21 protein-coding genes are annotated in these 23367 nt (G+C 40.4%); 9 read left to right on the top strand and 12 right to left on the bottom strand.

The genetic code is table 11. The features are described from left to right. Positions 1-5 precede the first annotated feature (5 nt). Positions 6-1082, bottom strand: a complete 1077-nt coding sequence (locus tag OCV27_RS17110; RefSeq protein ID WP_125321293.1) for a FecCD family ABC transporter permease — start codon at positions 1080-1082, stop codon at positions 6-8. 3 nt (positions 1083-1085) lie between these two features. Then, positions 1086-2195 carry an ABC transporter substrate-binding protein gene (locus tag OCV27_RS17105; protein ID WP_125321291.1) on the bottom strand — a complete coding sequence of 370 codons (1110 nt, stop codon included), beginning with the start codon at positions 2193-2195 and terminating at the stop codon, positions 1086-1088. A gap of 406 nt (positions 2196-2601) precedes the next feature. Between OCV27_RS17105 and OCV27_RS17100 the strand changes: the two genes are divergently transcribed. Together OCV27_RS17100 and OCV27_RS17095 are read left to right on the top strand one after the other, a co-directional pair. Then, positions 2602-3399 (top strand): DUF535 family protein, encoded by a 798-nt coding sequence (locus OCV27_RS17100; protein WP_185759865.1) that lies wholly within the window; start codon positions 2602-2604, stop codon positions 3397-3399. Positions 3400-3517: 118 nt separating this feature from the next. Then, the gene (locus OCV27_RS17095; RefSeq protein WP_125323465.1) at positions 3518-3835 is read left to right on the top strand and encodes a heavy metal-binding domain-containing protein; all 318 of its coding nucleotides are present in this window, start codon (positions 3518-3520) and stop codon (positions 3833-3835) included. A 102-nt stretch (positions 3836-3937) separates the two neighbouring features. Here the strand turns inward: OCV27_RS17095 and OCV27_RS17090 are convergent, their stop codons facing one another. From OCV27_RS17090 to OCV27_RS17080, 3 genes are all read right to left on the bottom strand, one after another. Further along, positions 3938-4168 carry a hypothetical protein gene (locus OCV27_RS17090; protein ID WP_337969476.1) on the bottom strand — a complete coding sequence of 77 codons (231 nt, stop codon included), beginning with the start codon at positions 4166-4168 and terminating at the stop codon, positions 3938-3940. 22 nt (positions 4169-4190) lie between these two features. Continuing rightward, positions 4191-4592 (bottom strand): ACT domain-containing protein, encoded by a 402-nt coding sequence (locus tag OCV27_RS17085; RefSeq protein ID WP_125322936.1) that lies wholly within the window; start codon positions 4590-4592, stop codon positions 4191-4193. A gap of 61 nt (positions 4593-4653) precedes the next feature. Further along, complete coding sequence (locus OCV27_RS17080) at positions 4654-5361, bottom strand: substrate-binding periplasmic protein (protein ID WP_125322935.1); 708 nt, start codon at positions 5359-5361, stop codon at positions 4654-4656. Between the two features lie 208 nt (positions 5362-5569). On the opposite strand from OCV27_RS17080, the gene OCV27_RS17075 reads away from it, so the two are divergent. From OCV27_RS17075 to OCV27_RS17050, 6 genes are all read left to right on the top strand, one after another. After that, a complete protein-coding gene (locus OCV27_RS17075) occupies positions 5570-6379 on the top strand; it encodes an SDR family NAD(P)-dependent oxidoreductase (protein WP_125322934.1) in 810 nt (269 codons plus the stop codon). Positions 6380-6565: 186 nt separating this feature from the next. Further along, positions 6566-7225 (top strand): type 2 periplasmic-binding domain-containing protein, encoded by a 660-nt coding sequence (locus OCV27_RS17070; protein WP_185759831.1) that lies wholly within the window; start codon positions 6566-6568, stop codon positions 7223-7225. A 167-nt stretch (positions 7226-7392) separates the two neighbouring features. After that, positions 7393-8328 carry a 2OG-Fe dioxygenase family protein gene (locus tag OCV27_RS17065; RefSeq protein WP_125322932.1) on the top strand — a complete coding sequence of 312 codons (936 nt, stop codon included), beginning with the start codon at positions 7393-7395 and terminating at the stop codon, positions 8326-8328. 86 nt (positions 8329-8414) lie between these two features. Further along, a complete protein-coding gene (locus OCV27_RS17060) occupies positions 8415-9554 on the top strand; it encodes a sugar diacid recognition domain-containing protein (protein ID WP_125322931.1) in 1140 nt (379 codons plus the stop codon). Positions 9555-9691: 137 nt separating this feature from the next. Then, a complete protein-coding gene (locus OCV27_RS17055) occupies positions 9692-10957 on the top strand; it encodes a GntP family permease (protein ID WP_125322930.1) in 1266 nt (421 codons plus the stop codon). A gap of 48 nt (positions 10958-11005) precedes the next feature. Further along, the gene (locus tag OCV27_RS17050) at positions 11006-12142 is read left to right on the top strand and encodes a glycerate kinase (RefSeq protein WP_125322929.1); all 1137 of its coding nucleotides are present in this window, start codon (positions 11006-11008) and stop codon (positions 12140-12142) included. 96 nt (positions 12143-12238) lie between these two features. Here OCV27_RS17050 and OCV27_RS17045 read toward each other — a convergent pair whose 3' ends face one another. The 3 genes from OCV27_RS17045 to OCV27_RS17035 form a co-directional block, all read right to left on the bottom strand. Continuing rightward, complete coding sequence (locus OCV27_RS17045; RefSeq protein ID WP_125322928.1) at positions 12239-16279, bottom strand: hypothetical protein; 4041 nt, start codon at positions 16277-16279, stop codon at positions 12239-12241. Positions 16280-16435: 156 nt separating this feature from the next. Continuing rightward, entirely contained in the window at positions 16436-17047 is a 612-nt protein-coding gene (locus tag OCV27_RS17040) for a tRNA-dependent cyclodipeptide synthase (RefSeq protein WP_245986835.1), read from the bottom strand. Positions 17048-17495: 448 nt separating this feature from the next. Further along, on the bottom strand, positions 17496-18284 hold the full coding sequence (locus OCV27_RS17035; protein ID WP_245986877.1) for an MBL fold metallo-hydrolase: 789 nt from the start codon (positions 18282-18284) through the stop codon (positions 17496-17498). Positions 18285-18332: 48 nt separating this feature from the next. Here OCV27_RS17035 and OCV27_RS17030 point away from each other — a divergent pair, with 48 nt between their 5' ends. Further along, the gene (locus OCV27_RS17030; RefSeq protein ID WP_125323295.1) at positions 18333-19037 is read left to right on the top strand and encodes a DUF445 domain-containing protein; all 705 of its coding nucleotides are present in this window, start codon (positions 18333-18335) and stop codon (positions 19035-19037) included. A 37-nt stretch (positions 19038-19074) separates the two neighbouring features. Here OCV27_RS17030 and OCV27_RS17025 read toward each other — a convergent pair whose 3' ends face one another. The 4 genes from OCV27_RS17025 to proV form a co-directional block, all read right to left on the bottom strand. After that, positions 19075-19551, bottom strand: coding sequence for an Lrp/AsnC family transcriptional regulator (locus tag OCV27_RS17025; RefSeq protein WP_125323294.1), 477 nt, complete (start codon positions 19549-19551; stop codon positions 19075-19077). A 256-nt stretch (positions 19552-19807) separates the two neighbouring features. Beyond that, a complete protein-coding gene (gene proX, locus OCV27_RS17020) occupies positions 19808-20815 on the bottom strand; it encodes a glycine betaine/L-proline ABC transporter substrate-binding protein ProX (protein WP_125323293.1) in 1008 nt (335 codons plus the stop codon). After that, complete coding sequence (gene proW, locus OCV27_RS17015; RefSeq protein WP_125323292.1) at positions 20812-21858, bottom strand: glycine betaine/L-proline ABC transporter permease ProW; 1047 nt, start codon at positions 21856-21858, stop codon at positions 20812-20814. Before proW ends, proX begins: the two co-directional genes overlap by 4 nt. Positions 21859-21862: 4 nt before the next feature. After that, the gene (gene proV / locus OCV27_RS17010; RefSeq protein ID WP_125323291.1) at positions 21863-23050 is read right to left on the bottom strand and encodes a glycine betaine/L-proline ABC transporter ATP-binding protein ProV; all 1188 of its coding nucleotides are present in this window, start codon (positions 23048-23050) and stop codon (positions 21863-21865) included. Between the last annotated feature and the right edge of the window lie 317 nt (positions 23051-23367).

The following is a 23367-nucleotide window of genomic DNA, read 5'->3' as shown; positions in this document are numbered from 1 at the left end:
ATACTTCACAAACTCCCCCGACGATTAAGTAACAGATAGAGAAGAAATGGCACGCCAACTAAAGATGTAATAATACCGATCGGTATTATAGTGCCTGGAATAATCACCTTGCCAACCAAAGAAGACATACAAAGTAACAGTGCGCCCATGAGTGTCGACAAAGGTAAATACATGCGCTGATCCTCACCTACTAGCAAGCGAGAAAGGTGTGGCGCAACCAACCCAACAAAGCCAATGGTGCCTACAAAAGATACCGCGCCTGCGGTAAGCAGTGAGCATAGTAAGAACATCTCTAGTCTAAGCTTTCGAGTATTGATTCCCAATGCTTGAGCCCGTTCCTCTCCTGAAGATAGGGCCGTTAATGCCCAAACTCTTGGAAGAGAAAACACCAGACCAATCACCAGTATTACTCCTGCAACAGCAAAAGAAAGCCAAGACGCTTTTAATAAACTACCAAATAGCCAAAAAACGATTTGCTGGAGCACTTCAGGTGAGGCGAGATATTGCACTAAAGATTGCAGCGCTTGAAAGAAAAATAACACCACAATTCCAGCCAGTATGAGAATTTTGGCATCCATATTATGTGAACGACCAATAAAATAAATAGCCATGCTTGCAAGTACAGAAGCGGCAAAAGCCGCTATCGGTACACCGAGCCAAGCCAGTCCGAAAATTGAGAAGCCAGTTAACAAAGCAGTCGCAGCACCAAAACCTGCAGCAGCAGAAATACCTAGTGTATACGGGCTTGCTAACGGATTAGCCAGCAAGGTTTGCATCAAACCTCCCGCAAGCCCCAACGATGCTCCTACTACCAGACAAGTAAGAGTAACTGGCAGCCTCAAATGCCAAACAATCGTTGTGGATAACGCTGTTCCTTCAGGGCCACCAAGCAGAGCATCAACAACACGTTCTATGCTTATCCAAGAAGACCCCGTGCTGATATCCAGCAAGATGGCAACACAAAGAACCATAGTGGTGATCAATAAAGCACGATATCTTTTCTGCTGAATCTTTCGATAAATACCACATTGGTGCGTATTCGCCTCATCGCTGTGAACACTAGCTTCCGCGTTGTCTAACATGGCTTAACTATCCACCTTGATCATAAACGTTCCAGAAAGTTTTTGCGGCATATATTGCTCAAAGAAGGCTTGGTGGTGTGCCATAGGATCCACGTCCTGAAATGCTTCCGGATAGATAGATTTAGCAAGGAACTCAAGAAATATGTGATCGTAGATGGTGCGCGTACCAGAATGGTACATACCAAAGACTTGGCCTTGCTTGACGGCTGTTATGTGTTGCCAACCAGCCCGCTTAAGATACGGATGATAAGTCGCTTGTGCTTGTTCTGATTTGGTTCCAAAGCCTAACAAAGCACTCTCATTATGCTTAGCCCAATGTGCTCCAGAAATAAAAATCACTTCAGGGTCTTGGCTTAACACGTACTCTGGTGTGAGATGTGCTGAGCCATCGATTTTTCCATTTGCAATGTTGTTAGCTCCTGCAAGATTAAGCAGGTTTCCCCACATAGCATTGGCGTATGACTTGCCGTATTCTACTGCCCCACCGGTGCCAATTTCCACGTAAACTCGTCTTTGTGGATGCTTGCTCAGATACTTAGCCACACGCCTTTGTACATCCTTGACCGTTTGCTCATAATCTTGAGCAATGGCTTCTGCGCGCCCATCAGTCCCCATAACTTTGCCTATCACTCTGGCGCTTTTTAAATGCCTTTCTAGTGTTTGTGCATTAAAATCAACCACTACAACTTTAATACCGCTTTTTTCAAGCAGAGCAACCTTGTCACCTAACGCATCGTATTGCCATGCTGCTAACAAGGCGACATCTGGTTTGGTGGTGAGGAGCTTTTCAAAATCAAAGGTTCCGCTATAAATGGAGCCAGAGTCTGTGATGGTTTCAATTTCAGGAATAATGTCACGGTACGTTTGCCACTGAGACTGGCGATAATCTTGCCAAGAATGACGCGGGAAAATAGCCACTTTCTTATAAGCATCAGGGCCAGCTAGGGCCAAGTAATCTTCAAAATAGAAGCCTAAAAATATGCGCTCAGCAGGTGCTTGCAAAGTGACATGCCGACCTAATACATCTTCGATTTCGATTTTAGCCAAGGCCGGGAATGCAAAGCCTAACAGGAGAATAACTACCAAAAGGTACTGATTTATTGCCTTTTTCATCTTTAATACTATTTGAAAATAACCATTGTTTGATATGTTATATCATAACATTATAATTTGAAACAAGTTCTATAGACTGTGGCATTCGCATTGTTAATGAAAAAGATATTATTAAACTTGAATTACTTAGGAGAACATAGGCTTTCTGGCCTACCGCTTACATTGACTTTCTTTGAGTTTCGTAATTCAGGGAGATAACTCACCTTTTGTATTCTATTTGTCGCTCTACTCTGACAAACCCATACTGCAATTATTGTTTCTATCATTATATTCCTCGGGAAAACTTCGTTTTCATTTTGAGGTTACCGTGAAGCTTAAAACGTTATACAAGATTTCCAAAAAAATAAATGGTACACAAAATAAGTTCACTGTGTATCGGAACCACTGCAGATTCTGCTTTCGCTATATGATCGCGCCGAGTGCAGCGAGAGCCCTTCAATCTATGCAGGAAGATCAACATATTAAGGATCTTTTTGACCTCAGACCCAAGATGTACGATCAACCTACGCATCCTTATGTGTGCCTCAACTGGAATAAGGCAACCCGTTTAAAAAACCTTTCTGCCCACCTAAACTTTATGTCTACGCAGTTGGGAGAAAAAAGCAAGCACGCTTATTCAGAGCAGGGGTATAAGCTTTTTTCGATTCAAGGAAACAATGGCGAAGAGTATGATGTACGACTTTGTTCAGGCGAATGGCGAGAGGGCTCTCTGGGTTTATCCATCACCGATAAAGCGTTGCAAAGCATTTATTTCACGACATTTTGTGTAACTGAAAATGGCGACTTATTTATCGGCTGTATTCAAGGTGCCAGAGGCTCCATTGAAGATCGCTCTGACATTATTAAGTCTTTAACAAAAGCTCAACACGGAATGCGCCCCAAAGCGCTTATTGTTGAACTGACCATAATGTTTGCTCGCCACTTTGGTTTATCTAACGCCTATTGTGTCACCAACAAAGGTCATGTCTATAATGCGTCTGATTACAGAAGTAGAAGACAACGCAAAAAAATGATGTTTGACTATGATGCACTCTGCAGTGAAATGAGCGGTATTAAACAAAGTCCATATCAATTTCAACTGCCGATAGAGAGTATTCGCAGAGATTTAGACGATCTAAACCGGACAAAGAGAAAAATGTATCGCAAGCGCTACGAAATGCTGGATCACTATGAGGAAAAAATAAGACAATCCCTCGCAGCATAAACTTTACTCAAGTGGCCAAACATGGCTTAATGTTGGCAAGCGTTTTGACAAAAAATGACAACAGAAAATAGTAGCCTGACACGCAAAATACTGTTTTAGACACTCTAGAGGGTAGTCAATGATATACACAACAACAGACATGGTTCCTGGGAAAGAAATAGAAGCCGTATTGGGTATTGTGAATGGCAGTATTGTCCAGTCAAAACACGTCGGGCGAGACATAATGGCAGGGCTTAAAGGCATAGTTGGCGGTGAGCTCAAGGGCTATACCGAAATGTTAACTGAAGCACGCGAGATAGCCATTGAGCGCTTAATTGAAGAAGCCTCTAAATTAAATGCCGATGCTGTGGTCGGAGTGCGATTTACAACCAGCTCAATCACTGACGGAGCATCCGAATTATTGGTTTTTGGTACCGCCGTTAAGCTTAAAGCATAGAATGGTTTCAAGTACGGCTCCAATACTTAAGATTTTTCTATTATTGAGCCTTAACTTAGTTACTGACTTTAAGAAATGATGTAAGCCTTAAATAAGTAGAGATTATCGCTGTTTGGGCTTTTTTTTAAAAAGAGATTTATACACTTCTATAAAGAAATTAGCGAGAGCACTTTCAGGATGTGAGTTTGAATATTCTTCTATAACATGAATAAAATTAGATTTGTATTTTTCAATGGCTTCTTCACTCGATTGCGCGATTATCACATCACCATCAACTTCAAATCCAGCCTTTATCAGTTGCTGCTTCTCAACCAGAAATGTTTCATCTTCCATGTTAAGGTAAGTAAAGTTTTCTCTACCCCTGACTAAACTCCATCAATGCCGAAAGCGCAGCATTTGCTTTACCTGTTTGAACAAAAATGTGGTCGTGATAATAAGCTGCAATCACATTAGCGCTGATGCCTTTTGATGCTAACTTGGTCGATACTGCCGCGGTAAGGCCAACCGCTTCTAAGCTCGAATGTACTGTTAATGTTATTTGGCTATATGAGCCTTCAAAGATTAAATTCTCTTTTTCCGCAACACTCCGCTCAAGAACAAGCGTTAAGCCCTCTGCTTCTATAAAGCTTGCTACTGGTTTTAACTCAACATAGTCTTTGAGTTCCCCCTCTACTACTGTACAAAAAACAAATTCAGCATCTTTCAGTTTGGGCCGTATCGAACAAAGCAATTGATCTAAATCTGTAATGCCTGACATATTTGATATCTCTTTAATAATCCACTTAATAGGCATATTAGAACACATGCTTTTTGACATGTCAGGAGTTCTTATATTTCGCTCTTAAATCATCTTGTATGCCTTCTTCAATCAACTTATCCAGTGCTTTTTGAAGTTTTTCAATCGTCTCATCATCCACTTGTCTGTTACAAGCGAGTCCCATTTTAAGGGCAAATATATCTAACACTTTTTCTATCGGCTGACCTTGTTCCACCATAGTGAGGTAACGAGATTCAGCTAAAGCCACCATATCTACTCTGCCAGCAAGTAATTTAAGAATCGATTGGTCAGCATTAGCTGCGCTATCAAGGCTAATAAATCCCTTACTTTTTAAATAGGTTCCTGCAACATCCTCATTTTGGATACCAATTCGATATTGCATCGCATCCTCAAGTATGCTGACATTAACTCTGCCCTCTTTGGATTTAACCAAAATTGACATATTCAGTGATAAAGGTTCAACCCATTTAAATAACTCACTTCTTTCTGGAGTATGAGAAGTGGTAAAAACACAGGTGTTGGCTTCGGTTAGTGCTTTGTTATAAGACCTTGCCCACGGGAAGACTCGCATTTCATAATCAATTTGTGCGATATTCAATATTGTCTCGACTTGCTCGGTAGCAATCCCCTTCAAACTTCCATTGTCTGTATAGCTCAACGGCGCATACTCTTCAGTATTAATGATGAGTTTACTCGACGCTGAATTGGCAAACAGAGCCATAAATAGACTAAAAAAAACAGATTTCATACTGTTCCCTACAGGTAGTTCCTTCAATTTCTATAGACGTAAAAAGCCCTATGCTCAATATTTATACTTCTCGCATACTGGAAAATCGCGTTCATTGCAGGCAAAGAATTCCATTCCATGAGCAGAAAGAAAAAGCCTAACTCGCAACTATTTCTAGTAAAGTTCTATAATTCGCTAAGTCAAACAAAATCATAAAAAGAGTCTTATTATGCAAAAAGTCATACTTATTACAGGGTCGACAGACGGTATTGGCTTGGAAACCGCTAAAACACTAGTCACTCAAGGTCATCATGTGGTCGTCCATGGCCGCAATGCGTCAAAAGTGGTAGACGTAGAGAAAACGCTAAACATAATTGGAAAGGGTAACGTTGAATCGCTTGTTGCAGATTTATCCTCTTTTGATCACGTTTACGAGATGATTAATACAATAACCAGCCGCTTTACAAAAATAGATATACTTATCAATAATGCTGGCATTTTTTCAACTCAAAACACTAGGACTGAAGCAGACCTAGATGTTCGCTTTATGGTGAATACCATTGCTCCATACTTAATCACTAAGATGATCCAACCTCTTTTAAAACCACTCGGTCGTGTAGTAAACCTCTCATCAGCAGCGCAAGCATCAGTGAATTTAACCGCTTTACAAGGCGAGGAGCAACTTAATGATGGTGAAGCTTATGCCCAAAGTAAACTTGCTCTAACCATGTGGTCACAGCAACTAGGGCTTGAATGGCAAAATACTGGTCCAATGGTCGTAGCGGTTAATCCGAAGTCTTTCTTAGGTAGCAAAATGGTCAAAGATGCTTATGGGGTAGCAGGTGGGGATATCCAACAAGGTGTAGATATTTTAGTCAAAGCTGCCCTCTCAGATGATTTCTCTCAAGCATATGGCAAATATTTCGACAATGATATTGGGTCTTTTACATCACCACATCGTGATACTTTGGACAACATGAAAGTTAAGGCAACAATAATGGCGATAAACGACATTGTCTCAAAACACGGTGCCCCCTAAGTTCAAGCTTCTCGAAGAATGCATGCAAGTACTATCTCTGGGCAAAAAACATTCTAATTTATTGCCTAAACTAATAAATAAACCAATGGTTTTGTTATAACAATGTAATGTGGGTACACAATGAAGGGAATTATAATTAGCTTATTCGTTTTGATATACAGCCCGTTATCTCATGGAAAAGATCTCGTGATTGGTGTGGAAAACATTGATTATGACCCTATTTACTCAATTAAATCAGGTCAATATACTGGTTATGCTAGAGATCTCCTTGACCAGTTTGCAAAACAATACCATCACACTATAACGTATCGGCCATTACCCATTGTGCGCCTTTTTCATGAACTCGTTGAAGAAGAGATAGATTTAAAATTTCCTGACAATCCAAACTGGGGAAGTGACTTTAAAAAAGAAAGTGCGATATCTTACAGTCAATCAACACTTAGCTATATCGATGGCATCATGGTACCCACCAATAAACTGGGCCAAACTAAACTCAAAACTTTAGGTATAGTAAGGGGTTTTACACCTTATGCAGTCATTGATGAGGTGAATCAGGGGACAATCAAGGTTAAAGAGTTCAACAGCATTAAAAATCTTTTTAGCATTTTTCTTGTTAGAAACGATGTAGAGGGAGTGTATTTTAATACTGCCATCGCAAGCTATACCATGAGATCGCTTGGGATCGATGATGAAATGATTGCTTATGACCCTTCTCTGCCACACATCAATGGTGATTACTTTCTATCGACAATAAAACACATAGATATCATTAAACAATTTGATGAATTCTTGGAAAAAAATGCTTCGTTTGTTAAAAAGCTACAAGAAAAATACGGGCTCAATTAAAGAGCTCTAGACAAGTTTATTTTACCAACAATCTCACTAAGACTAAATAGGAAGTCATTGCTCAATTACATTCCTTGTACATTCTTTTGCCCGCAAAATTCACAAATCTATTTCCTAAACAAATGAAAATAAAAAGAAAAGTAGCCATAAGTATTTAGGTGAATACAATGGCGAAAAATTTGTCACCCAAAGAATACAATTTGATAAAAGGATTAATCATTTTGACTATTTTAAACGGTCCAATCGAGGTCTTCTCTGAAAAATCATGCTCTGGCTTACTTAAAGAAAGTTATTTAAAATTATTCCAACAGGCCCCTTGGGATAAGTACTTACATAGACAGTCTCAATTAGACTGGATAGCAGACCAAGAGCCTAGTGCTGGTTCATCAATGCTTACTGCTCAAGATAGAAATGAGTTTTACCTTGGCATTTTATCAGCCAAAGAGCTTGTTAAAAAATTAAGCTGTAATCTTGACTTGGAGGGAGTTAAACACTCCCTAGAAATGATAAAACCCTCCAGAAAAAGATTTATTAGCAGTGCTATCGCAACCATCATTGACGGCAACATAACAGGCCTCCAGAGGATTAAAACTAAACCATTTGGTCAAGCCTTGGCAGAGATTGAACATAGCGAAAAGATCGATTTCAGAAGCTTACCGCGTGTCTTTACCGAATTACCGCAGCAGTATTTTAACGATGATCTTGTACGATTTATTGAATCCAACATTAAAAGAGCAGCGAAAAGTAACCCAAGAATCAAAATGTTAAACATCACTGTTCATCATACTTGCATTGTCTGTGACAAGGATAATTACGCGACAAACTCTCCAGAAGGTATACACCAAGATGGCAGTGATTATTTAGTATCGGCTTATGTGCTAGAGCGCAATAATATACAAGGTGGTGCTAGCGTTATTTTTGGTGAAGATAAATCAACCGAAATACTGCGTACAACTCTAGATGCCGGATATGGAATATTCCAGCCTGATCTCCATACCAACATATGGCATTATGTCGAACCTATTGAAGTGGCTCAAGGGGCATCATTCGGTTGGCGTTCATCTGTAGGTCTAGATCTCGATATTATGGAATTACACCCCTGACAATTAGCGCTGTGGGCATATAAATCCTAACGGTCGTTATGCTATGTTAGCTCTAGTGATAAGCCTAAGCTAAAGATTCTTCGAACATGCAGTTAAATACCTTAATCGCAAGACAAATTGTTGAGCGAGCAACCAAAATCATTCAGTACCCAGTTAATGTCATGGATGAGAATGGACAAATTATCGGTTCTAGTGACCCAAAACGGTTGCACAAGGCTCACGATGGCGCTTTATTGGTAATTCATGATAACCGCACCGTCGAAATTAGTGGTGAAGCTGCACATACTTTGGTTGGCGTTAAAGAAGGAATCAACTTACCCATCTTGCATCAAGATAAGGTTATTGGCGTCGTCGGCATTTCGGGCAAACCAGACGATGTACGGCGTTTTGGCGAAATGGTCAAAATGACCGCCGAGTTGATTGTCGAGCAAGCTGATTTAATGGCTCAGATTCAATGGAATAAGCGCCACCGCGAAGAGCTACTTCTTCAACTCATTCAAGGCTCAAAGTTAAACGAAACTCAATTACTGTCGATTGCAGAAAGATTAGATTTAGATTTGACGCAACCACGGGTTGCCGCTGCAATCAAAGTGATACCCAAGCAAGATACAGCGCTGACATTAGAACAATTGCAAAAGCTAGTCCATCTACTGGAATACCCAGAGCGAGATAATATAGTCGGTATTGTATCTGTATCGCAAAATGAAGTCGTCGTACTTAAACCCATTACCTTAGTTAACCAAACGTGGAGTAAAACAGAGGAAAAAAAGCGGGTTAAGCGCCTACTCAAGCGAATTGCTCAAGAGACTGACTTTACCATTAAAATCGCTATTGGCGACTACTTCCCTAGTTTAGCGGGGTTATCTCGTTCTTACGAAACAGCGCAAGCCACACTAACGTGTAGCAGCACAAAAGAAGCTATCCTTTTTTACCAAGATCATAAGCTATCAGTCTTAATCAAAAGTCTATTACAAGACGATTGGCGTAGAGAGCAAATCAGCCACCCGATCAAAATTTTGCTCAAGCATGATGGCAAAGGCGTTCTCGTAAAAACATTAAGCATGTTTTTTGCACAAAATTGCGATCTTGCTCAAACCTGTGCAGAGCTCCATATCCATCGCAACACATTACGCTATCGACTTGAAAAGATAGAACAAATTACATCATTAAAAATCAACAATTTAGATGACAAAATTCAGCTTTACTTAGCTTTGAAATTTATCTGATTACTTTATAAAAATGTTCATATGCACAAAAGAAATCCGTTTATTACCCAAAAGTTCTGTCATTTTGCATAAAGCATTTATCTTACTCTACTTTTAGTCTGCACTCAGTTAATTCAATATTCGGGCATAACAACAACATGATAGAAGTCACTACTCTTGGCGCATTAACCGCTTTGGTTGTCGCCATTACACTTATTCTTAAAAAAGTACCACCAGCGTACGGTATGATCATTGGTGCGCTCATTGGTGGTGTTGTTGGAGGCGTATCACTCACAGACACGGTTGGCCTGATGATAGGCGGCGCACAAGATATTGTAACTGCGGTGCTAAGAATTCTTGCTGCAGGGGTTCTTGCTGGTGTATTAATTGAATCTGGCGCCGCTACTTCAATTGCAGAAACCATAGTTAAAAAAGTTGGTGAAACAAGGGCCTTACTCGCACTGGCTATTGCAACTATGATCCTCACCTCCGTAGGCGTATTTGTTGATGTTGCCGTGATCACTGTTGCCCCTATTGCTCTTGCAATTGCTCGCCGAGCTGATATTTCTAAAACGGCCATCTTACTTGCTATGGTTGGCGGGGGAAAAGCAGGCAATGTAATGTCTCCAAACCCTAACGCTATTGCTGCAGCAGACGCTTTTAACGTACCACTCACCTCTGTCATGGCTGCAGGTGTTATTCCTGGCCTATGTGGACTGACCCTAGCGTACTTTATTGCCAAAAAATTGGTCAATAAAGGCTCCAAAGTAGAAGCAACTGAAGTTGTCGACGTTGACCATTCTCGTTTACCCTCTTTTAAAGTCGCTATTGTTGCACCTGCTGTAGCCATTATACTTTTGTCTCTGCGTCCAATAGCCAATATTAGTGTTGATCCTTTAATTGCACTTCCATTAGGTGGGCTTATTGGCGCAGTAGTAATGGGGCGCTTTGCCGATACCAACCATTTTGCTGTTTCTGGTCTAAGCCGCATGGCTCCAGTCGCCGTAATGCTACTAGGTACAGGCACATTAGCAGGTGTTATCGCTTATTCTGGACTTAAAGATGGTTTGATTGAAGTGCTCACAGCCTCAGGTTTGCCCTCATTTCTGCTTGCCCCGATTTCTGGCGCTATGATGGCATTGGCAACCGCATCAACTACTGCTGGTACAGCCGTTGCCTCAAGTGTATTTAGCGATACCATCTTGCATTTAGGTGTACCAGCTCTTGCTGGAGCCGCTATGATTCATTCAGGTGCCACTGTACTCGATCATATGCCACACGGCAGTTTTTTCCATGCCACTGGTGGTGCCCTGCACATGGATATTAAAGAACGTCTAAAACTCATTCCTTACGAGTCGGCAGTAGGTCTAATGATCGCCTTTGTCTCAACAATGATGTTCGGTGTTTTTGGTTTATTCATTTAGTACCCACAATTGCTTAAATGTGTGTTAACTGTGGTTTGAGGATTGAAAATGAAAATTGTCATTGCGCCTGACTCTTATAAAGAAAGTTTGACCGCCATGGAAGTCGCCACTGCGATAGAAAACGGCTTTAAAGAAATAATTCCAGATGCAAAATACACTAAGCTGCCAATGGCAGATGGCGGTGAAGGAACAGTTCAATCATTAGTGGACGCCACTCAAGGGAAGGTTGTTAGTGCAAACGTCACGGGCCCACTTGGCGAACCCGTAGAAGGGTTTTATGGTGTACTGGGCGATGGCTCGACAGCTGTGATCGAAATGGCTGCAGCTTCTGGTCTACATCTCGTTGAGCCTAGCAAACGTAACCCGCTTTTCACCACCACTTTTGGCACAGGTGAGCTGATTAGGCTGGCGTTAAATTCAGGTATCAAGCACATTATTCTTGGTATTGGTGGCAGTGCAACCAACGATGGTGGCATGGGGATGGCACAAGCACTTGGCGCTCGTTTCTATGACAAATCAGGCTCAGACTTGGGATATGGAGGTGATGCTCTATCTGAACTAGCAAGAATCGATCTATCTGGCTTGGACAAGCGTTTAGCAGATGTAATACTGGAAGTTGCCTGTGATGTTGACAATCCCTTATGCGGCCCCAAAGGCGCATCCCATGTTTTTGGCCCACAAAAAGGCGCCACACCAGAAATGGTAGAGAAACTTGATACAAACCTTGCCCACTTCGCTGATGTGATTCGTCAAACGACTGGTATAGAAGTGATCAACCAAGCGGGAGCTGGTGCAGCAGGTGGGCTAGGTGCGGCACTGCTTGGTCTATTGAATGCAAAGTTGCGCGCTGGAATCAATATTGTGACGGACTTTGTAAAGCTTGAACAAGAAATCAAAGACGCCACTCTGGTGATTACAGGTGAAGGGCGTATCGACAGCCAAACCATTCATGGAAAAACACCGATAGGCGTCGCTAAAATTGCTAAAAAATATCACCTACCTGTGATTGGTATTGCAGGGAGCGTATCTAAAGACTGCCATGTGGTCTATGACCACGGCATCGACGCTGTATATAGCGTCGTGCTTGGCGCCACCGAACTTTCAACCGCGTTAAAAGAAGCAAAATTAAACATAGAAATAACAGCACGAAATATAGCCACAGCGCTTGCGCTCCGTCTAAAATAACCCCTAAGTTTACAGTGTAAAGGCCGCTATTTTGCGGCCAGTGGCACTTTTGTGTGACACCCGAAGGTAACCTCACACTGGAGTTAGCATTGGCGGCTATTCAATATTAATGACCAAATAGGCCGAGCCTTTAATATCAATACTTTTTATTGTTTTGTACCCAAAGCTTTCCCCATAGTCTGTCAGCATAAATACCGTGGCTTTAACGTTATCTGTCGCTAAAAGCGTTTTAAATGCCTCTGGATTACTTTCAAGCGTTACTCTTATTCCGTTCGCACGCGCGACCCTACCTCCGATAGCGTCAATCACCTGCTGTGTACCACTATTTTCGATGCTCGCTTGAATCGACATTGTTAAGTTCTTAGCATCGACTTTGGCTGCTAAGTACGCGTTATACATAATGTCAGCATAAGTTAGTGTCTTACTATAATCATCACTTTTATAAGATGATGACGTTGTGATTGATTTTCCATCTTTTGATACATACAAATCATAAGCAGCTTTAGGTAGTTCTCCTTCGGGTGTCTGCTTAGCGCCTATTTTGAAGTGTTCGGTCTCTCCATCAATAAATTCCTTCACATTCACCGGCGGTTCTGATTTCTGGCCTATTTTAACGAAGTTTTTGTAGTTGGTTTCGAAGGCACCCGCTGTACTTTTCGCGGGCCCCTTTTCTAGAATACTATCTGTCAATCGTGTCCAGTTTCTATCACCTTTTGCATACATTTCCGCAAACCATGCATCATTTTCACTAGGTTTATTAAAAGTTTTGGCTAAGCTAAATCTTGTTTTTGTCGGTACTCCTTGACTCGAAAATGGAGGCAGTCGGTTCGGTATTGAAGGTGGCCGAGGTACTGGTGGCGGCACAGGTAACCCCCCAACAGGTGGAGCCGGCGGTGCAGGTGCCCCGCCTATTGGTGGGATAATGTCATCAGGCAGCCTCGGTGGATTGGGGTTACCTAAAAAATATCCAAATTTTCCATTGACCCGGCCCGTTTTTCCACCGGTTTTGAATTTAAAGAAGTTAAACACTTTTGCTGTGGCTGGTCTCGTTGGTACAGGAAGAGGGACCAAGGCTTCGTATAAAGCGGCCGTCATAATGACCGCACTTTTCTGAGAAGCTGCCAATACTTTAGTACTCATTCCACGAGCCACATATCGAATCAAGCGCCCGCCTCTCAAACCTTTTGCCATTCCAGATATAAGTGCTCGCATGCCTTGTTTACCTAATGCGGCTGACAATTTTCCAACTTTACCCACGGCGCCAAATAAAGGTATGACCGAAAGTAAATCGAGTAAAATAGTTCCACTGTTTGCAATGTATCGCCTATCTGTAGTGCGGTTGTAAATCGTCTCATAGAAAGGCACTATCGCCTTAACAAATTTGTGAAATCCATTGGTATCATCAAAAGCCGCTTGAAAATCAATCGCCAGCGTATCAAGTGCTTCTTTTATCCCATTTGGCAAAGTATCTGGCGCACTAGAACCTATTTTTATTGGCTTAGCTTGAGTATCTTTTACCAGTGTATAAAAAGGATGTACTGCATGTTCAAATGGATTGGTATCACCATCATAAAGCAGAGAAACAAAGTTTTTTGCAGCCCAATCACAAAACATCCCCGTGTATCTTTTGAAATGCCTTGGTGCCTCCTCTGGCATCAACCATGCTTTTTCAAACGATGATAGTCCCGATTTTTCTATCGAACCCATAAATCGAGATAACTCCTCTTCTTCTACTACAGTTGACTTGGGATCCCCAAAAAAGTTCGCAAATAAAAGGTATCGTCCGGAAGACAACTGCATGATGACACATCTTCCTGGGATATATTGACAAGGATTGGATTCTGGTCGAATTGTCCCCCCTCGACCATCACCATATTCACTTAATGATCGTCCCATAATAACAAATGACTTCAGCGTCTTTGGCGGTTCTACTATTTCTTCAATGCTCAAACCGTTATTTGCTAATACTAATGCTGATATTTGGCTCGCATCAAATTCACTACTGCCATTTTCTTGGTAGTTATAGAACTGATTATTGTACTTTTCTCTACTAGTCGACTGGCTGTATTTTATAAAGTCTGAAAATGTTCTGTATGCTTCTGGTTTTGGCTGATTTACCAGATCTCTAAAAGGATTATGACTTTCTCTGTCTGTGTAAAACACATCAAACATTTTTTCTAAACTAAAATGCGTTAAACCTTCATTTATCATTAGGTGATAGATAAGTGGCTCAAGAAGGCGAATTTCTTCATCTTTGCTAGATAGAGTCTCGGCAAGCTCACTAGGAAAGACAATATCTTTATAATTATTAGTGGTTTTGTACTCTTTTATCTGATCTATGATTTCTGATGAGTTTAACAGTCTTACGCAAGAAACTAGATCGTGATAATCTTGCTCCACATAACCAATGAGCTCTGTTTCATTCGGCCACAGAGAAGGAGGACACTCTACTGTCAACTCGTCTAACTTTTTCTGGATGTTTGCCATTCCATCCACTGATAGAGGTACTGGAAAATCACTAATTCCGGATACTGATAACTGAAAAGCTCTAATCATTACCCGTGTTTTGGCCTGAATTAATCCCTCATAAAGTTCAGCATTAATACCCGTATTGTTATTACTCAAAACTGATAGCATGATGTTAACTTGGCATAAAAAGTCAGCAACTCCGGGAAACGTTTGATTGTTACCTAGACGATTTACCTCGACTTGAATCAAGCGCTCCACTTTATCAGGCAAATCATCTACATGGATAACGTCATATAGAAGGTAGTCTTGATATACCTTATTGTTAGTAACGTAGAGGCGACCTGCATACTCCCTTGTAACCTTGCCAATAGAAGTTGAGATGCGTTTAGCCCCTTCATCCGACTGCAACCAAGCCAACACTTGTGATTCAAGCTGCTTTTCATCAAAACTACGGCTAAATGGTAAAAGACGAATCTTAGTTAATTGTTCAAACTCTCGTTGAGACATTCCCACAGGTGGTGTGAGATTAGACTCTATCCACTTAAAGTACTCATACAATGCATATTGCCGCACTCGAAGCGTCTTCATACCTATATTTGGCGTTATACCACGCTCAATTTTACTCTCTTCAATGGCTAAACGTTGAAAAGTGTCGAAAAATCCATGTTCCTTCACTACTCGCTGCATTCGAAGCATAGAATTTATGTATATGGAGGCCAGTGTCTTATGTTTTTGTTTCTCTTTGAGACGCCGGCTTACCAACCTTCGTCCTTCTCTCAATTGCTCTAAACGGGCTCGCTCTTGCGCCGATAAGCTACCCTTTTCATTACGCTTGGCTTTGAGCTTGTTAATTTTCTTTAATTGACGAGCAAGTTTACGTTTAAGTTCTCTAACTTGATCCCCATACTGCTTGCGCAGTATGACTTTATCTGTCCCTATTGCTGCTTCAAATACTTTTTCATTTATCAATGAAAATACATGCTCAGTGGGCAGAATAAGCTCACTCTTCAAGTTAGGGCGATCATGGTTTATTCTCTCAATTAAGTCCTCAGAATCAGATAGTTCGACGAGCTTATCGGCGACGACTGAACTTGCCTTCTTCAAACACCAAAGTTCATCATCTTTACTATCTTGATTCTTATTACAAAGAGCGACCAATATGGCATATAGTTGACATATATACTCTCCATTACCTGAGAATGAAGCTTGGTTTTGCATCTTGGACACTTCCGAGTCAACGACTTCCTTCACCCTTCTGAGGTACTGACTCAGATCCAATTCATTGAGATAGAAATCGAGTGTAAAATCACGAGCTAACAAACCATACTTTTCGGTATGAATAGTGTCAGCGAACTTAACTTCAGACGCATTAATTGCTGCAGCAAACTCTTGTTCAGATAAACCTACAATGTGACTTGAGGTTTCACGAGTATCACGTCGAGATCGATGAATGGAAAGTGGGGGTGTAGCAAAAGCATCATTTTTTTCTTCAATATTGGGAAAGATAGATAATGAAATCGATTCAAGATTTTGTACTACTTCATTAATATCACGGCCATCATCAATAGAAGAAAGCCCTGAACCAGAAAAAACTAATGGCGTAGAATCAGAAGAATAAGGTGCCCTAGCTAATTTGTAGGGCAAAGGAGTTTGAGAACCAGTAGACACGATGGGGTATCCTTATTAGTATCATTATTTAGATACACACAAGATAACTAATAAAAACGACGATAGAGCGTATAAAACAAACATTCATATTAATTAAGCAACAGAGATAATATTCGAGCTTGTGATAACGACATACCAAGCTATCTCAATTACTCACTAAACCATAGAACTGATACCTTTGAACCTTAAAGAAACTATTATTAAGTCACGTAACGCTGAGGGAGCTTGCGGATGCTGCCCATCAACAACTTCATCAAGAATGGTAAAAGCACCTGGGTACAACATCACTGGTAATTTTTGGTCAAATAGACAGGAAAATATGGCAAATTCCTCTAAGAAATATTGAATAGAGTTTTGTACCTGAGGCGTATCTTCTATTTTAGTTATAGCAACAGGCGCGATTTTCTGAAACTGTATTGCTGATGAAATGACTGAGTTCTTAAAAGATAACTCTTCACTGTAGAGCGCTTGTAAAGATTGATAATAACTCATGTAAAGATCCGTTGTTTGTATCTCTGAACATCGGATAAATTGGAAGGTTGTCGGCAAATTAAGTCTATCTATGATAACTTGTGCTTGCTCAATATATTGCCTTCCCATATCTAAGGCTTGATCTAAACATGCCTGCTCCGTAAGGCGGGAGGATAGATGGATTAGATTTAAACGATGAATGCTGTCTCCCACTAATAAAGTACATGAATCAAATCGCTTAGAAATCCATTTTAGGACGGCCTCAAGTTTTAGTGGCGTAAAGTGATGATTACTCAGGCTAATACCAAGAAAACAGCTCTCTAATTCATGGAAACTACTGCGCTTATCACTAGGATAAACACGAGATACTTCCGTTCTATAACGTTTTCTTTTGGTTAAATTTTCTTTTTTTCTACTGTTACATCAATCATATAAGCCCTATAATTTAAAAATATAAATATTATTTTATTTTTAAATAAGAATAATATAATTATTATTTTTATTATCATAAAATATTAAAAAACCAATACTATACACCCAGTAAAAATCATCAATTAAATACTTCGAATATAGTATAAAATTGTGACTTTAAACCATATCATTTAGTCATTTAATTCATTGTTTTATATCTAATATACAAGTAATCTTGATATATTAGATATAATTATCCTGCATAAATTCAACAGCTAATTATGCCAATGACGTCTCTAAATGAGATTTATAGTGACTTTGATAACAACACTCACTAAAGATACACACTCCGACCGGTTGGTATGTGTTCCAGACGATCGCTTAGCACCTGCTTGAGAATGGCGTATGCTTTCATTCCTGTGTAATGCCCTATATAAAACTTATCGATTGGATACTCAGCTAAAACTTGGCCAATGACTTCAATACCTTGTTTAGAACCATCTATGCTATTAAATACCGGTAGGCCTACGAGATGAAAACCACCCACCACAGCTTTAATTTTTTGCTCTGGAAACAGATTAACTACAGTTTCAACCATATTAAGTACACCGCTGTGGGCACACCCAGTAAATACAACTAGGCCATCCTTCTCTTTAATAACGAGAATAAGTTCGTGATTAAACTTATCGCGCTCAAAACCTGTTTTTGATTGAGTATAAAGATATTGATTACCTAAAGGCTGGGGATATTTTTTATCGATTTGAGTGACAATATAGATGTTAGGCGCAATCTCAGTAGTATTTTTAATAAACTCAATTCTATGGCTATTACGCTCTAAAATCGCTTTGTCCATACCTACACTGGTCCTAATACCAAAAGCCTGAAAATAATAGTTCTGATCCTCACAGGCTCTCATATAAATTTTTGCTTTGCCATTTATCTCTATGAAATGTGAGGTTCCATTGCAATGATCATGATGCCGATGGGACAACACTACCAAGCCAACTTCGGCAATATCGACATCTAGTAAACGTGCATTATCACAAAATGTTCTTCCGTTACCAGTATCGAATACTATAACCACAAATATTGCTCTATATCCTTGTTCAATCTCAGTTGTCACTTGGTGTATACTCGCACATTATTATCCAATCATTGTTTTAGAGAAAGCATGAACAAGAGTTTACTAACTAATATCCTCGCACTGGCTTTGTTAGCTGGTGGCTATCAAACTGACAACACCATTGCCTATTACGCTGGATTATTCGCTTTCTCAGGCGCGATTACTAACTGGTTAGCCATCCACATGCTGTTCGAAAAAGTGCCTGGCTTGTATGGTTCAGGTGTCATTCCTGCTCGATTTGAGGAATTTAAGGCTGCAATCAAAAGCCTCATGATGGAGCAATTTTTTACCGAAGAAAATATAGACCGTTTCCTTAACAAAGAAATGTCTGGAGGAAAAAGCCTCAAACTTGAGCCCATTTTAGAAAAAGTAGACTTTAATCCAACATTCGACTCCTTGGTTAATGTGATTGCAGATTCTTCTTTTGGTAGCATGCTGGCCATGTTTGGTGGTACTGAAGCCCTACAACCGCTCAAAGAACCATTTGTAGAAAAAATGCAGCAAGCCGTCGTCGAAATAAGTCAAAGTGACTCAGTAAAAGAAGCGCTAAAAAGCCAATTAGAGTCGCCTGCAATGATGGAAGAAATTCAAGCGAATATCGAGAATATTATTGATCAGCGGCTTAATGAGCTAACACCTAAGCTGGTTAAAGAGATAGTGCAAAAAATGATTAAGCAACATCTAGGTTGGCTTGTTGTTTGGGGAGGCGTGTTTGGCGGCCTGATCGGTATTGCCTCTGCGTTTGTAGCTTAAAGTTTGCAAGATAAGAAGGGAAGCATAACTTCCCTTCTTATAAAGTCATAATCAAATCCGCATTAACTCCAAAACTGGTTTTATGTTCTTCAATCACCACTTCACTTCGTGTTTGAATTACACCAGGTAGAGAGCCAAGCTTACTGGACATAAAATCCTGATAAGCTTTCATGTCTTTGACACGAACCTTAATCATGGTGTCGAAATCTCCCGATAAGGAGTAACACTCTTCAATTTCTGGCATGTCTTCGACAGCTTTGGCAAATTTATCAAAAATTGAAAAGCTGGTCTGATCAAGGCGAATATGGATAAATACCTGTACATCTAGCCCAAGCTTTTCTGGATTTAACTCCGCATGATAGCCTTTAATATATCCCTCTTTCTCAAGGCGCTTTACTCGATCTGAACAAGGTGAGGTCGTCAAGTTCACCGACTTAGCTAGCTCAACGACAGGAAGACGGCCTTTGAGGTTCAAGATGCGCAAGATCTCACGATCAATTCTATCTAAGCTCATTTACCAACCTAACTATAAAGGATTATTGCCATGATAATAATCCAAACCAATAAATTAAGACCATGACAATTGATCATTAGTGCTACACGTAGCACTAAATATCATATCGGTAAGGTAATCATATACAAGGTAAGATGGTGGCGTGCGAAAGGTACTCGCATACCACGAAGAGTTAAAGTTCGAAACACTTAAGATATATGGCGCTTTGGAGTATCTGACTATCTAGTCAGATACTCTTAAAGCATAGGGTTACATACTATAAAGCCGCTTTTTTAGCCTCAGATACCCACGCATCAAACTGTGAACGATTAGCTTTTATCCACCCATTTACGTGTGACTCAATATCAGCAGAACTATTTTTACCTTGGCTCATCATCATATTTTGTGCACTAACATCATTAATATCTAACTTAATGATTTCAAAAAGCTTAGCTGCCGCAGGATTCTTATCTGTAAAGTCTTTATTCGCTACAATACGCATCGAATTCATTTCAAATCCATAGTTCTTTCCATTCGCCAAAGTAGTATCTACATTTTCACGCTCACCGGGCAACGCAGAAAATGGCACTTCAAGCCAAACAACATCTTTTCTTGGTACTAGTACGCCGCTTACCCAGTATGGTGTCCAAGTATAATACAAAACAGGATCACCCTTTTTATAGCGAGATATTGTATCGGCAATGATTGCCGCATAGTTGCCTTGGTTGTGAGTAACCGTGTTTTGTAGTCCAAAAGCGTTTAACTGCTTTTCGATAACCATTTCACAGCCCCAACCCGGATTACAACCAGTTAGGTCTGCTTTGCCATCACCATTAGCATCAAAAAGCTTAGCTAATTTAGGATCCTTCAACTGCCCGATATTGGTAATATTGTATTTTTCTGCTGTCTTTTTATCTATCAAATACCCTTGTGCAGCACCACTAATATATTGACCTTGTCGATAAAACTTATCGTCTCCACCTGCCATTGTGTATTTATCAGCATGAAGTGGAAACCAACCAACTGCAAGGAAAGTTGCATCCCCTTTAGCGATAGATGTATAACCAACGTTATAATCTACTTCTTTTGTTTCTTTGACCTTGTAGCCCAGTTCTTCTAGCGCACGATTCACGATCAAAGTTTGGAACGTTTCTTCAGCAACTGTAGATTGCAAGGGCTGAATCGTCACTCCTTTACCGGGAAGACTACCCGCCAATGCATGAGCAGAAAGTGCCACCGTAAATAAAGTACTTACTGTCAATAACTTCTTCCATGAATGATTCATTTGTAGTTCTCCTCTAGGGATGCTTTGGGATTTTTCGTTTGTTTGAAAAAGTGTAAGACAATAGATATTGGCCCAGATTGGTACCAACGTGCCTTAGTATTTGCTGCATTTTTACCCAACTCTTGGGTTATTCGGTCTAATAAGATCGCAAGTATTACAATGCCTAAACCACCGACGGCTGCCAGTCCCATATCTAATCTTCCTATGCCTCTCAGTACCATTTGTCCCAGCCCACCAACTGCAATCATTGAAGCAATCACCACCATTGAAAGTGATAACATTAAGGTCTGATTGACACCCGCCATAATGGTCGGTAAAGCAAGGGGTAATTGGATGCGATATAGCATCTGCTTTTTACTCGCACCAAATGAATGCCCCGCTTCTATTAGCTCTTCCGGAACTTGTTGTATACCCAAGATGGTTAACCGAATAACAGGGGGTAACGCAAAGATGATCGTCACTACTACTCCAGGTACATTCCCTATCCCAAATAACATAACTATGGGGACGAGATAAACAAACGCTGGCGTTGTTTGCATTGCATCAAGTATCGGCCTAACAAATTTAGCTGCCGTATCACTCCTAGAGAGCCAAATGCCGACAGGCAAACCTATCAATAAACAAAAAAACACAGAGGTCATTACGAGTGACAGGGTCGTCATCGACTGAGACCAAACACCTATAAGACCGATAAATATTAATGACAAAAAAGTCATAGCGCCAAGTCGTAAACTTGAAAATTGCCAAGCAAGCAATGATAAAATAACGAGCATTATTGGTGCGGGAGTTGAAACAAGTACAGCTTCGAATGACGTTAAAATAAAATCAATCGGTACACGAATCGCTTGAAAAATAGGGCGGCCATGCTCCACAAGCCAATTTAAGCCTGACTCAACCCAATTATCTAGTGGTAAAAAACCATCTTCAAAAGGGTTCAGTAAGTCAAAAGGCTTTTCTTCTACTACTTCTGCATTTAACCAGTCACTAGCCTGATCTGTTTGACTGGAGCCCCAAGGGTCAGTTGTGTTTTGCGTAGATGACATGGTTCTACTCCTTATCCAAGACTTGCAGTAATCGCGACTTACTGATCACGCCAAAGTAATTACCACCTTCATCGACTACAGGAACTGCGTAGGGGACACCAGCGACGGAACCCAAAATACTATTTATCGGTTGTTCTGGTTTAAGAGTGACTGAATCATCAAGTTCAGCGCTTGTAAGAGAACGACTTTCTCTGTGCGCCAGTTGGAGAGAGTCTAATGACACAATACCAGAATAATGGTTTCCCTTATCAACAATAATCCCAAACTCTCTGTCGCTATCAACTAACAATTGCAAGGCTGAAGCAGGACCATCATGCTCTGATTTTTTGAATACGGCTGCAGGTGCTTTTTTGGCAATATCTTTAGCCGTCAGTGCCGAAGCCAAGTTGACACCTCTAAAAAATGCAGCCACATAATCATTAGCTGGTTTTTGAAGAATCTCATCCGGTGTTCCAACCTGAACAACCCCACCATCTTGCATAATGGCGATACGGTCACCGATACGCATCGCTTCATCTAGATCGTGGGAGATAAATACTACTGTTCGCTTATCATCATTTTGCAGACGTATTAGTTCATCTTGCATTTCCGTCCTTATTAGTGGATCAAGTGCTGAAAAGGCTTCATCCATTAACAAAATATCTGGGTCACAGGCTAATGCACGAGCTAAACCAACCCGTTGTTTCATACCTCCAGACAATTCGTCAGGGAATGAATCACAATAAGCTTCCAAGCCGACTCTTTCTAACGCATCAAACGCGACCTTCTTTCGTGCATCAAGCCCCAAACCAGCCAGCTCTAAACCAAATGCTGCATTTTCGAGAGTCGTCATATGGGGCATCAGCGCAAAACTCTGGAAAACCATAGAAATATTTTTTCGGCGAACGGCTCTAAGCGCTTCTTCAGAAATATGAGAAATGTCGTCACCTTTGAAGTACACACTTCCTTTGGTCGGTTCGATGAGACGGTTTAGTAAACGAACTAATGTCGATTTACCTGAGCCTGAGAGGCCCATAATAACAAAGATTTCTCCTTCATTTATTGAAAGAGAGACATCATTTACCCCAATAGTTAGACCTGTCTTTTCAAAGACCTGGTCCTTATCCGCACCCTCATTCATCATTGTAAATGCGCGCTCAGTGTTCTCTCCAAACACTTTGTAGAGTCCCTTAACTTCAAGTATGGGAATCATATGATTTATCCTTTGCTAGGTGCACAAACGCACAAACACTTTGTACTCTAAACAAAAATATAGGATATTTCAAATTCCGAATTGTTGTAATCGGTTGAATTAAGACTGGTAAGTCACACTTTAAACATGTAATAAAAACCTAGAATTAGCACACAAAACATTGAAAAAATTAAATAAAACTAAAAAACCTTACAAAAACACATTCGATTTATAAATTTAACAAGTTGAGTTTATATATTCACAACTACTTATCAGTCTTGATCAGCATATGACCAGACAAATTAATCATTTATGTACTAAACATTAGATGTCAAACT

The organism is Vibrio pectenicida, assembly GCA_024347015.1.
In the GTDB taxonomy this organism is placed as follows: Bacteria; Pseudomonadota; Gammaproteobacteria; order Enterobacterales; family Vibrionaceae; genus Vibrio; species Vibrio pectenicida.
Note: the sequence above shows the minus strand (reverse complement) of the source record. Positions and strands in the feature narration are given on the sequence as shown.

Bases quoted from the DNA above. Each gene is read 5' to 3' on its own strand.
- OCV27_RS17025 (WP_125323294.1), bottom strand. From the start codon at position 19,551: ATGAGCTTAGATAGAATTGATCGTGAGATCTTGCGCATCTTGAACCTC.
- OCV27_RS17090 (WP_337969476.1), bottom strand. From the start codon at position 4,168: ATGGAAGATGAAACATTTCTGGTTGAGAAGCAGCAACTGATAAAGGCT.
- proW (WP_125323292.1), bottom strand. From the start codon at position 21,858: ATGTCATCTACGCAAAACACAACTGACCCTTGGGGCTCCAGTCAAACA.
- OCV27_RS17055 (WP_125322930.1), top strand. From the start codon at position 9,692: ATGATAGAAGTCACTACTCTTGGCGCATTAACCGCTTTGGTTGTCGCC.
- OCV27_RS17060 (WP_125322931.1), top strand. From the start codon at position 8,415: ATGCAGTTAAATACCTTAATCGCAAGACAAATTGTTGAGCGAGCAACC.
- OCV27_RS17030 (WP_125323295.1), top strand. From the start codon at position 18,333: ATGAACAAGAGTTTACTAACTAATATCCTCGCACTGGCTTTGTTAGCT.
- OCV27_RS17080 (WP_125322935.1), bottom strand. From the start codon at position 5,361: ATGAAATCTGTTTTTTTTAGTCTATTTATGGCTCTGTTTGCCAATTCA.
- OCV27_RS17105 (WP_125321291.1), bottom strand. From the start codon at position 2,195: ATGAAAAAGGCAATAAATCAGTACCTTTTGGTAGTTATTCTCCTGTTA.
- OCV27_RS17085 (WP_125322936.1), bottom strand. From the start codon at position 4,592: ATGTCAGGCATTACAGATTTAGATCAATTGCTTTGTTCGATACGGCCC.
- OCV27_RS17095 (WP_125323465.1), top strand. From the start codon at position 3,518: ATGATATACACAACAACAGACATGGTTCCTGGGAAAGAAATAGAAGCC.
- proX (WP_125323293.1), bottom strand. From the start codon at position 20,815: ATGAATCATTCATGGAAGAAGTTATTGACAGTAAGTACTTTATTTACG.
- OCV27_RS17075 (WP_125322934.1), top strand. From the start codon at position 5,570: ATGCAAAAAGTCATACTTATTACAGGGTCGACAGACGGTATTGGCTTG.
- OCV27_RS17110 (WP_125321293.1), bottom strand. From the start codon at position 1,082: ATGTTAGACAACGCGGAAGCTAGTGTTCACAGCGATGAGGCGAATACG.
- OCV27_RS17065 (WP_125322932.1), top strand. From the start codon at position 7,393: ATGGCGAAAAATTTGTCACCCAAAGAATACAATTTGATAAAAGGATTA.
- proV (WP_125323291.1), bottom strand. From the start codon at position 23,050: ATGATTCCCATACTTGAAGTTAAGGGACTCTACAAAGTGTTTGGAGAG.
- OCV27_RS17050 (WP_125322929.1), top strand. From the start codon at position 11,006: ATGAAAATTGTCATTGCGCCTGACTCTTATAAAGAAAGTTTGACCGCC.
- OCV27_RS17100 (WP_185759865.1), top strand. From the start codon at position 2,602: ATGATCGCGCCGAGTGCAGCGAGAGCCCTTCAATCTATGCAGGAAGAT.